Source organism: Legionella sp., from assembly GCF_047605385.1.
In the GTDB taxonomy this organism is placed as follows: Bacteria; Pseudomonadota; Gammaproteobacteria; order Legionellales; family Legionellaceae; genus Legionella.
The window spans coordinates 1-9,881 of the sequence record NZ_JASGFU010000082.1 but is presented as its reverse complement, the minus strand read 5'-3'; the positions used below and the strand labels follow the sequence as shown (position 1 = coordinate 9,881).

Sequence of the window (9,881 nt, the reverse complement as noted above, 5' to 3'; positions counted from 1 at the left end):
TACTCATTTTTTTGAGTATCATAGGCTCCTAAGCTATTAGAAGATAGCTGTTTTAAAAGCTCATCACACTGTGCTTTTTCAAATTGGAGAATTTTCAATAGCTTAGCATTCAGGTCTTTCTTTATACTCTGAAGGTCTTCAATGCAATTAGATTGATAAATTTTTGTTTTTTGTACGTCAATAAACTGAGCTTTTAAGACATCCTCCTCCTCACTTATTGGAATTGGATAGGAAGATATTTCTCTTAAAAGAATACGACATTGTATTTTCTCCAATTCCAGCAATGATTGTTTTACGGAAATTCGATAATTAGGATTAGGTTGCACCATTACTTCAATTAATTGTTTTAATTCTTTTCCTTCTTCATTATTAAATACAGGACTACTAAAATCATAAGTACTCGCATTATCTCTCTTCTTTAAATACGAATGATTACATCCTGATAAATATTGATATAAATTTTTTCCCAGCATAAAAGAATGTATTTTATCTGCGGAAAATGAGCTCGATCCAGCAAACTCTGGTGGGTTCATAAATTTTGTAGAAAGAAAATGAAACCATATTTCTTCGTTTTTACTCTTATCAATATGATCATCACTATCAACGGGGACAAAAGACTTTGTATCAGCTAACCGTACCATACCACTGGATTCAATTAACCAATTAGTATTTTTCATATCAGGAAATGCGCATTGATCATTGCTAATTCCCATTAAAATAGTTGCCATTTGATGATATATATTGAGGGCAGATTTTATTCGTTCAGAATAATTAGTAAGGTATGTTTTACTATGAGCCTCAAGATCACCACCACTACAAAATTCGGTTATTAATAAAGTTCGTGTAATCTGTGTACCATTTACGACGCAGGAGGCTTGTCGAGCAGAAAGTACTGGGGTAAATATCTCTCTTAAGGAATGTACTCTCAGATGTTCCTCTGCCCATTTAGGCATCCCCATTCGATTCTCAATTTTTAAAACAAAGGGTGAGCTTCCATCGTTTGGTATAATTTTAAAATTTTTTGAATTACTTCCACCTAAAAACTGTATCCCATTATTATTTAGAAAATGTTGATATTCGACAAAACCAGGCTCGGACGCACTATACAATTTTTTGAGTTCATTTACATTAAACATCGCACCTGCGGACAAAATTTCAAGTAATTTATTTGCTTTTTCCGGCATCATGTCGGCGAGGATAACCGGTAAAGCATAAGGAGAATGAGGAGCGATGGGGAGTGATGGATTAAGAGTTGATATGTTATACATTGAGTGAATCCCATGCTTTTTAAATTCACTTTGAAGTTGGATAAACAAATTATTCTGAATTTCATTTTGATAAGCATTATATTTACTAATATTACGATCACTATGTTTATTTTCGATTTGTTGTTTAAAACAGTACACTTTTTTAAGCGCGTTAATTTGCTCCATTGGATCTATAGTTTTATTATAGTGATCAATTAAAATATTGAGTTTTTCAATATCATTATTAATTTCTATAATAAACTTCTCTGTGGATGGCCCTGCAATTTGTTTTACAAAATGAAAATTAGGCATAGTTTAGATAACCATAAAATAGTCAGTACAATTCTAAAACAATTACTTGACAATTAATAGACACTTTTAAAAATATTGTACTAATTGAATTATAAATAATCATTTCATAAGATCAATTCAAGTTGTAATAGGCAAGAATCAGAAACTGGTGTAACATCATTTCTAAGTCTAATAAGTTAGAAAAATCATGCGATTAAATTTAATAAGCCTCAGTTTAGCGGGAAGTCTGGCATTAGCAGGTTGTGTATGCAAAGGAACCAATCCTGAAGATCCTTATGAATCATTTAACCGTAAAGTGTATAAATTTAACTCCACTTTTGATAGGATTTTTCTGAAACCACCAGCACGAGTCTATCGAGCAGTACTTCCTCCTTTTGTTCGTAAAGGCGTCAATAATTTTTATAATAACCTGGACTTAGTACCTACGGTGGGTAATGACTTGTTGCAAGCTGAAGGTAAATGGGCTATTCGTGATACCTGGCGTTTGATCATCAACTCGTCATTAGGAGTCGGCGGTATATTTGATGTGGCACAGACTTTTGGTTTACCACCTCATTCCAATGACTTAGGACTCACCTTAGCCAAATGGGGTGATAAAAAATCGCCTTATCTTGTGCTGCCTTTTTTAGGCCCAAGTACAATTAGAGACGGTGCAGGCTGGTTATTTCAATTTGCATTGTACAGTCCTTATGTATACATCAATGATGATGCAGTTGTCTATGGTCTATTGGCCTTACGCTATGTAGATTTACGAGCACAAATGTTTGATGCAGAGCGTCTGATGGATGAAGCCTTAGACAAATATGCCTTTATGCGCGATGCTTATTTACAACATCGTAATTATCTAATCTCAGGCCAAGAGCAGGATAATGGCTCTTTATACGTAGATGATGAAAACGCTGATAACAAAGTTGCTGCAGAGATTGGCAGTGATTATGTTGATGAGTGATAAGACTCCATCAGTGATCGTAAAAAATCACCTGCGATATCTATGCCTGTTTCTGCCGTAATCTCTCTAAGACAGGTTGGACTTGTTACATTAATTTCAGTTAAATAATCACCAATAACGTCAATCCCTACAAAATAAAGTCCTTTCGCTTTTAATGTTGGCCCAATTTGCTCGCAAATCCAACGATCACGCTCGCTAATTGCGACGACCTTTCCATGCGCTCCTGCTGCTAAATTACCACGTAATTCACCTTTGGTAGGAATACGCGCTAAAGCATAAGGTACTGGCTCGCCATTAATAACCAAAATCCGTTTATCTCCAGCAGTAACTATTTCCGGTATGTAATGTTGGGCGATGATCGTCTGAGTTTCATGCTGAGTCAATACTTCTAAAATCACCGATAAATTTCTACCTTGCTCGTCTACATGAAATACCGAACTACCTCCCATACCTTCTGCAGGTTTAAAAATTACATTCTGATGGTGTTCCCAAAATGCTCTAAGTCTTTTTATGTCGCGAGAAACTAGAGTTGTTGGACAACATTGAGGGAAATTTAAGGTGAAAAATTTTTCATTAGCATCACGTAAGCTTTGCGGTTTATTAGCGACTAACACACCTTCACGCTCAGCACACTCTAAAAGATAGGTAGTATAAATATATTCCGTATTAAATGGTGGATCTTTGCGCATTAGAATAATGTCAAAATCAGCCAGTAGCCTATCTCCTAAATCTTTGGTTTCTGCCCAGGTCACACTATGCTCATCACCAATTTTTAGTTCATGCATCCGGGCAGAAAGATGCTTCCTACTATAAAATAAGTCATTCTGAGTAAAATACACGCAATACCAACCCATTTCCTGGGCACGCTTAATCATCGCAATTGTGGTGTCTTTGTAAGGTTTTAAGTAATCCAAAGGATCACTCAATACAGCAAGTTTCATCATTCGCCTCCAATTGCGGCAATTTCCCTTGCAGCAGCTAAAGCAGCTAAACGGGCAATAACCCCATAGACATAAAAACGATTCGGAGAATCAACAACCTCTAACTCATCACAAGGCATATTACAAGCCTCGGCAAAAGCTAAAGGTTCAAAATGCATTCCTGGAGCATTTAAGTTTTCATCAATACCTCGCTCTTGATGTACTCGATAAAAACCACCTACTACAAATTGACCAATCATATAGACAACTGGTTCAGCAACTGCACCATTAGGCATGGTTTCAAAAGTATAAACCCCTTCCTGGATAATCACTCGCTCTACTTTCTGGCTGCCTTTACTGGTTGCCATTTTGGTACGTTGTTTGCGATTTAATTGCCGTACTTCATCTGCATCATGCACCATCATCACACTCATGCCATAAGTCCCATTATCGGCTTTAATGACGACAAAAGGATTTTCTTTAATTCCATAAGTGGCATATTTATCTTGAGTTAATTTCAATATCTTATCAACTTCATGAGCCAAGCGGTCGATTCCCTCTTGAGCCATAAAATCAATACCATCAATCGCACTGAAATAAGGGTTAATTAGCCATGCATCTAACCCTACAACATCGGAAAATTCTTTGGCAATTTCGTCAAAAAATCCGAAATGGTTAGATTTTAAACGTGATGCCCATCCTAATTTAGCCGTAGGTCTAATCTTTTGCTGTAATCCTTCTAATATTTCGGGAATTCCTTGGGACAAATCATTATTTAGCATTAAAAAACAGGGATTGAAATCAACCAGACCAATACGATCGCCTTGTCTTTGAATGGGCTCCAGCAATAAAGTTTCCCCGTTTTCAAGCTCAATTTCTATTGGCTCTTTAAGATTAGGATCCAAGCTACCAATACGTACGACAAAACCTGCCTTCGTAAAAATCGTGCGCAATACTGAAAGGCTTTGCATGTAGAATTTATTACGCGTATGATTTTCAGGCAATAATAAAATACGAGTACAATAAGGTACATAATCGACAAGCACTGATTGAGCCGCCTGAATGCATAGAGGTAAAAACTCTGGATTTAAATTATTAAATCCAGCAGGAAATAAATTTGTATCTACCGGAGCTAACTTAAAACCAGCCTGACGTAAATCCACCGAAGAAGTTAACGGCGGCGGTGTTTTTTTCCATTGCTGTCTAAACCAGGTTTCTATAGCGGCAACCTGATTTAATAAAACTTTTTCAACATGATAAATAGGGCCAGAATTAGCCGTTGTTAAATGAGGAACCGGGACATCAGAAGCGTTCATGTCATCTCTCGAAATATTTTATATGCCCTGATGTTACCGGGGATAAGAAAGAAATAAAAGATCTTGATCATTTTCTGTTATTATAGTGCGAAACGATTAAAGGAACTGTATTCATGATAAATGAGTTAGCTCAACAATTTGCAACACAAATCCAAACGTTTTTTTATCTTATCATGTTAATTAATGGCATTTTGCATTTAGTTTTTGCAGGTGCCGTGGCACGTGATGGCGGTGCGATGAATCGTATAGGACAAAAAACTGTGCTTGTATCAGCACCTACCTGGGCATTTGCTACCTTAATTGGAGGAATATTCACTGCAACAATTTATTGGCTGCTACACCATTCAACATTCACAAGACCAACGATAAGAGAAGTACGTTATGATAAACCCTAGTATTAAAACTATTGATGTTCATGAATTAAAAAATAGAATGGAACAAGACGCAACACTGTGTCTTATTGATATTCGTGAACACGATGAGTGGCAAAATGCACGTATTCCTAAAGCCATTCATATACCTAAGGATCTCATTTTGTCTGCCATAACCTCACACATACCGGATAAGACCAAGCCTATTTATTTACATTGTAAAGGTGGTATTCGCTCTTTATATGCAGCTCAGTGTTTGATTGATTTAGGTTATCAAGAAGTATTTTCCGTTGATGGCGGAATTATGGAATGGGCTACATTTGGTTATCCCATAGAAATGTAATCGATATTTTTACTTTTTCGGAATTCGATTGTGCGTTGAGCTAAGTAAGAGCCCAACGTGCCTCTATGCTAATTAACAAAGTGTTGCAATGGGATGGCTTACATGAGGCTCATCCTTATCCTTTGAATTATCACTTTTCTCTTCAGATTTACTCAACAAGGAATCAGCAATTCCTTGGGCAAAAATTCCATTAGAAGCGACTGACGCAGAACTTTTAAGATGACGAGTTAATTCAGATGACTGTTTTATACTATAATGCACTATTTTAGTATTTAAAGTACTAATAAATTTATCCAGATTAAACTTCTCAATTCTGCTTTCAGAAAAAGGATGCACTACAGCGCCTTTATCAGCAGTGGTTTTGTAGCGACGCACTTGCTCCATTACAAAATCTTTTATAGTGCTACACATTAAAGACATATCATCATTATCAGGAGCATTGTATTGATCAATATCTAAAGCAAAACCAAGTGATGTATATAAAGTACTACTATTTAATGTGGTAACACGAGAAACAATCTTGTTATAAAGTGATTTTTCTGGATCACGATCATCCTCAATCATAGTACGTGTATAACAAGTTGCGGCATTAAGTATTAATTCTTTTTCTGCAAGCTTTTTCTCAGAAGCATCAATAAGTCTCAGGCAAGTTAGCAGAAAACCAATCTCTGTCCTTCGTTCGTCAGGAACCTTACTGTAATAATCTTCGAGTTTCATTGGTTGTTTTTGCTCATCCTCAGTGAGCAAATAAGCACATCCATATTGTTTAATAATAGTTGGGCCATCACATTTATAGCGATTAGCAAAAGATCGGATTGCATTAATAATCCGTTCTCTTAGAACTTCATATGCAATCAGTTGAAATATCATTTGTTCCTCCTTAAACTTCATAAACAGGATTAGAAATTACTTACATTCAAGAAATTTTAAACTAATTAATAATGTGCGTCATGAGTTTTCGTTTCACGTATCATTTAATTTTTAATCTGCAAAAATAAAATTTTTTCTGGTTGATCTTAATGTTGATATTAAGTTAAGTTACTCCTTGCTTGTACTTATGGAGATGTTGTATTCATGAAAAAATATGTTTATTCTAGTTTATTAGCACTTTTTTGCTTCAGTGCTGATGCAAATACGGATCAACCCAAACTCGTTGTACAAATAGTTATTGATCAATTACGCGGCGATTTAATCCAACAACATCAGCAGCAATTTGGTAAAGCGGGATTTAATTACCTGCTTAGTCATGCTATAAACTATCGTAATACTCATCATCCTCATGCCAATACTACCACCTGTGCAGGACACGCAACCATTGCTACTGGAAGTTATCCAGCAATGCACGGGATAGTGAATAACGATTGGTATGATAGAAAATCAAAACAAATGATCTATTGCATGGAAGATAAAAAAGTCTCTACAGTACCAACCCAACACACAAAAATACCTACCCCTGGGCGCTCTCCACGTAATTTATATGCATCAACTCTAAGCGATGAAGTGGTCTTGGCAAAAAAAGGACGCTCTTTTGGCGTTTCCCTAAAAGACCGCTCAGCAATTGCCCTGGCAGGACACGCTGGTAAAGCTTTTTGGTTTGATACCACAAATGGTGGTTTTGTAACCAGCACGTATTATTATAAAAAATATCCTCTTTGGGTACAAAAATGGAATAAAATTTATCGATCACCTGATTATGATTGGAATCTTAGTCGCCCAAAGACAGAATATCAAAATGCGCATTCTCCCGTATTTACCCAAGTTGATCAAGCATTTGGCCAAAACTTCCCGCACCACGTGCAACATGGCGAAAATTTAGATTATTTTAAAGCGTTGTCAAGAACACCAAAAGCTGACCAATTAACTGCCAATTTTGCAGAAAAACTAATTGTTGCAGAACATTTAGGCAGCACTGCACAGAAAACTGACTATTTAGGAATTAGTTTTTCCGGGGTAGATGCTATTGGTCATCAATTCGGGCCTAACAGTTTGGAAGCAGAAGATAATTTATTAATACTTGATAAAACTCTAGCTCACTTATTAGCCGTTATTGATAAACAAGTTGGGCTTGATAATACGTTGATTGTATTAAGTGCAGATCATGGTGTCAATGATGGGCCAGCCTATCTTAAAGCACATCAGATTGTAGAAATCAAACCGATAAATATCGGTGAGTTAGAAAAATTCATTCACACTGCTTTGCAAAAACGTTTTGAACTTCCCGAACAAGCATTGCTGGCAGTCACTCCTCCCTATATTTATCTTAATCATAAGCTAATTCATCAGAATAAATTACATCTATCGGAGGTGAGCAATTATTTGGCTCAAGCGTTAACCTTGAAGCCAGGAATATTTAAAGCATTTTCCTTACCAATAAAACAGATGGAGAACGATTGGCTTAGCAATAAGGTGAACAGGATGTACTATCCAAATCGTGCTGGCGATATCTACATTGTACAACCACCAAATCAATCCAATGGAGCAAAAAATATATCGCGAGTGACCCACGGTAGCCCATGGAGCTATGACAGTTATGTACCCCTGTTGTTTGTGCACCCAAGTTTTAAAGCACAAAATATCACTCGTCGTGTATATACTACTAACATAGCCTCAACTTTAGCAGCCTTGCTAATGATTAAAGAACCTTCCGCCTCAGTCGGCCACCCTTTAAAGGAAGTAATCAACGCTGCCGAGCATTTATCGAGTTAATCAATAAGTCCTTGCTTGTAAGCAAGGACTTATTCGCCGACAAATTCGTTCCAGACATGCTATAAAGATTGAATTTAACGCAAAAAACCTTTACCATTTTGCGAAAATTTGAGCGGTACGAAGTTATGAATAAAGAAGCAATAATCATTGGAATTTCCGGCCCATCTGCATCAGGAAAAAGTCTTTTTGCCAATACCATAGTTAATGAATTAGGATCAGAACAAGTAGTTGTTATTTCTGAAGACGCCTATTATAAAGACAATGGACATTTACCCTTCACAGAACGAGAGAAAATAAACTACGATCATCCAGATTCCTTTGATCATGCCTTACTTTGTGAACATTTACGTTTACTTCGTGAAGGAAAAAGTGTTGAAATACCCATTTATTCACACTCTAAGCATGAACGTCTTGCTGAAACCAGAACTGTTGGTAAGCATGCGATTATCATTCTCGAAGGCATTTTGCTCTTTAGCGATAAAGAATTACGCGACATCATGGACATTCGGATATTTATGTCCACACCTTTGGATGTATGCCTAACTCGTCGTTTAAAAAGAGATGTTGTAGAGCGCCACCGTACCTTTGAGTCTGTAGTGCATCAATATGAAACTACAGTACGTCCTATGTACTTACAGTTTATCGAACCATCAAGTCGCTATGCCGACATTATTGTTCCTCGTGGCGGTGAAAATAGAATTGCGATTGAAATGATTCAAGCCAAGATGCGTGAATTATTAGCATCACACACATAATAATATAAGGAGAGAACTGTGGGTTTTTTAGCTGGTAAAAAAGCGCTTATTATTGGTTTAGCAAGCAACCGTTCGATTGCTTACGGTATTGCCAAAGCCTTCCATGAGCAAGGCGCACAATTAGCATTTACCTATCAAAATGAGCGTTTGAAAGACCGCGTTGAATCAATGGCTGCAGAGTTTAATTCAAAGCTGACATTTCCTTGCGATGTAGCTTTGGATGAAGAAATAAATGCTCTGTTTGCCAATTTAGCAAAGCATTGGAGCAAATTTGATATTTTAATTCATTCAGTTGCTTATGCTCCAGCAGATCAAATTAGTGGTGATTTTGTTACTTCTTGCACCCGCGAAGGTTTTAAAATTGCACATGATATTAGTGCCTATAGTTTGATTGGTTTAGCACAGGCTGCTTTACCGATGATGGAAGAAACTGAAGGTTCTATTTTAACTCTGAGTTATTATGGTGCTGAAAAAGCGGTTCCTAACTATAATGTTATGGGTGTTGCTAAAGCCAGCCTGGAAGCTTCCGTACGTTATTTGGCTTCAAGTTTGGGTAGTCGTAGCATACGCGTTAATGCCATTTCTGCAGGGCCAATTAAAACCTTGGCAGCGGCAGGTATTAAAGATTTTCGCAAGATTCAAACAGCTTATGCCAATAGTACACCATTGCAGAGAAATGTTACTATTGAAGAGGTGGGGAATACCGCAGCGTTTTTATGCTCTAATTTAGCATCAGGGATTACTGGAGAAGTGGTGCATGTGGATGCAGGGTATCATGCTGTTTCTACTATAAGTGAACTAACCTAGAGTGGAACTCACCCTCTCTGACCCTTACTGCCAGTAAGTTTCCCGCGAAAGCGGGAACTTCCAATTTATATCTCAAAACAAATCCCAAAAGACTACTTATTGAGCAATGAGCAATGAGCAATGAGCAATGAGCAATGAGCAATGAGCAATGAGCA

Annotated in this window: 10 protein-coding genes; 6 read left to right on the top strand and 4 right to left on the bottom strand. The window is 37.0% G+C overall.

Annotation, left to right across the window (positions count from 1 at the left end):
* A partial coding sequence (locus tag QM652_RS12855; RefSeq protein WP_415076445.1) for a protein kinase domain-containing protein occupies positions 1-1,559 on the bottom strand: 1,559 nt, incomplete at its 3' end.
* A gap of 187 nt (positions 1,560-1,746) precedes the next feature.
* On the opposite strand from QM652_RS12855, the gene QM652_RS12850 reads away from it, so the two are divergent.
* A complete protein-coding gene (locus tag QM652_RS12850) occupies positions 1,747-2,508 on the top strand; it encodes a VacJ family lipoprotein (RefSeq protein WP_415076443.1) in 762 nt (253 codons plus the stop codon).
* On the opposite strand, the gene gshB is transcribed toward QM652_RS12850, so the two are convergent.
* Together gshB and gshA are read right to left on the bottom strand one after the other, a co-directional pair.
* The gene (gshB, locus tag QM652_RS12845) at positions 2,493-3,449 is read right to left on the bottom strand and encodes a glutathione synthase (RefSeq protein ID WP_415076447.1); all 957 of its coding nucleotides are present in this window, start codon (positions 3,447-3,449) and stop codon (positions 2,493-2,495) included. The two genes, QM652_RS12850 and gshB, sit on opposite strands and share 16 nt — an antisense overlap.
* Positions 3,449-4,744, bottom strand: a complete 1,296-nt coding sequence (gene gshA / locus QM652_RS12840) for a glutamate--cysteine ligase (RefSeq protein ID WP_415076441.1) — start codon at positions 4,742-4,744, stop codon at positions 3,449-3,451. The genes gshB and gshA overlap by 1 nt, the downstream gene beginning before the upstream one ends.
* Positions 4,745-4,857: 113 nt before the next feature.
* Here gshA and QM652_RS12835 point away from each other — a divergent pair, with 113 nt between their 5' ends.
* The gene (locus tag QM652_RS12835) at positions 4,858-5,139 is read left to right on the top strand and encodes a hypothetical protein (protein WP_415076439.1); all 282 of its coding nucleotides are present in this window, start codon (positions 4,858-4,860) and stop codon (positions 5,137-5,139) included.
* Positions 5,126-5,458 carry a rhodanese-like domain-containing protein gene (locus QM652_RS12830; protein WP_415076437.1) on the top strand — a complete coding sequence of 111 codons (333 nt, stop codon included), beginning with the start codon at positions 5,126-5,128 and terminating at the stop codon, positions 5,456-5,458. The genes QM652_RS12835 and QM652_RS12830 overlap by 14 nt, the downstream gene beginning before the upstream one ends.
* A 72-nt stretch (positions 5,459-5,530) precedes the next feature.
* Here the strand turns inward: QM652_RS12830 and QM652_RS12825 are convergent, their stop codons facing one another.
* A complete protein-coding gene (locus tag QM652_RS12825; protein ID WP_415076435.1) occupies positions 5,531-6,328 on the bottom strand; it encodes a hypothetical protein in 798 nt (265 codons plus the stop codon).
* Positions 6,329-6,532: 204 nt separating this feature from the next.
* Between QM652_RS12825 and QM652_RS12820 the strand changes: the two genes are divergently transcribed.
* The 3 genes from QM652_RS12820 to QM652_RS12810 all read left to right on the top strand — a co-directional run bounded on the left by QM652_RS12820 (position 6,533) and on the right by QM652_RS12810 (position 9,726).
* Positions 6,533-8,164, top strand: a complete 1,632-nt coding sequence (locus QM652_RS12820; RefSeq protein WP_415076433.1) for an alkaline phosphatase family protein — start codon at positions 6,533-6,535, stop codon at positions 8,162-8,164.
* 125 nt (positions 8,165-8,289) lie between these two features.
* On the top strand, positions 8,290-8,919 hold the full coding sequence (gene udk / locus QM652_RS12815) for a uridine kinase (RefSeq protein ID WP_415076431.1): 630 nt from the start codon (positions 8,290-8,292) through the stop codon (positions 8,917-8,919).
* A gap of 18 nt (positions 8,920-8,937) precedes the next feature.
* Positions 8,938-9,726 (top strand): enoyl-ACP reductase, encoded by a 789-nt coding sequence (locus tag QM652_RS12810; RefSeq protein WP_415076429.1) that lies wholly within the window; start codon positions 8,938-8,940, stop codon positions 9,724-9,726.
* Positions 9,727-9,881: the final 155 nt, after the last annotated feature.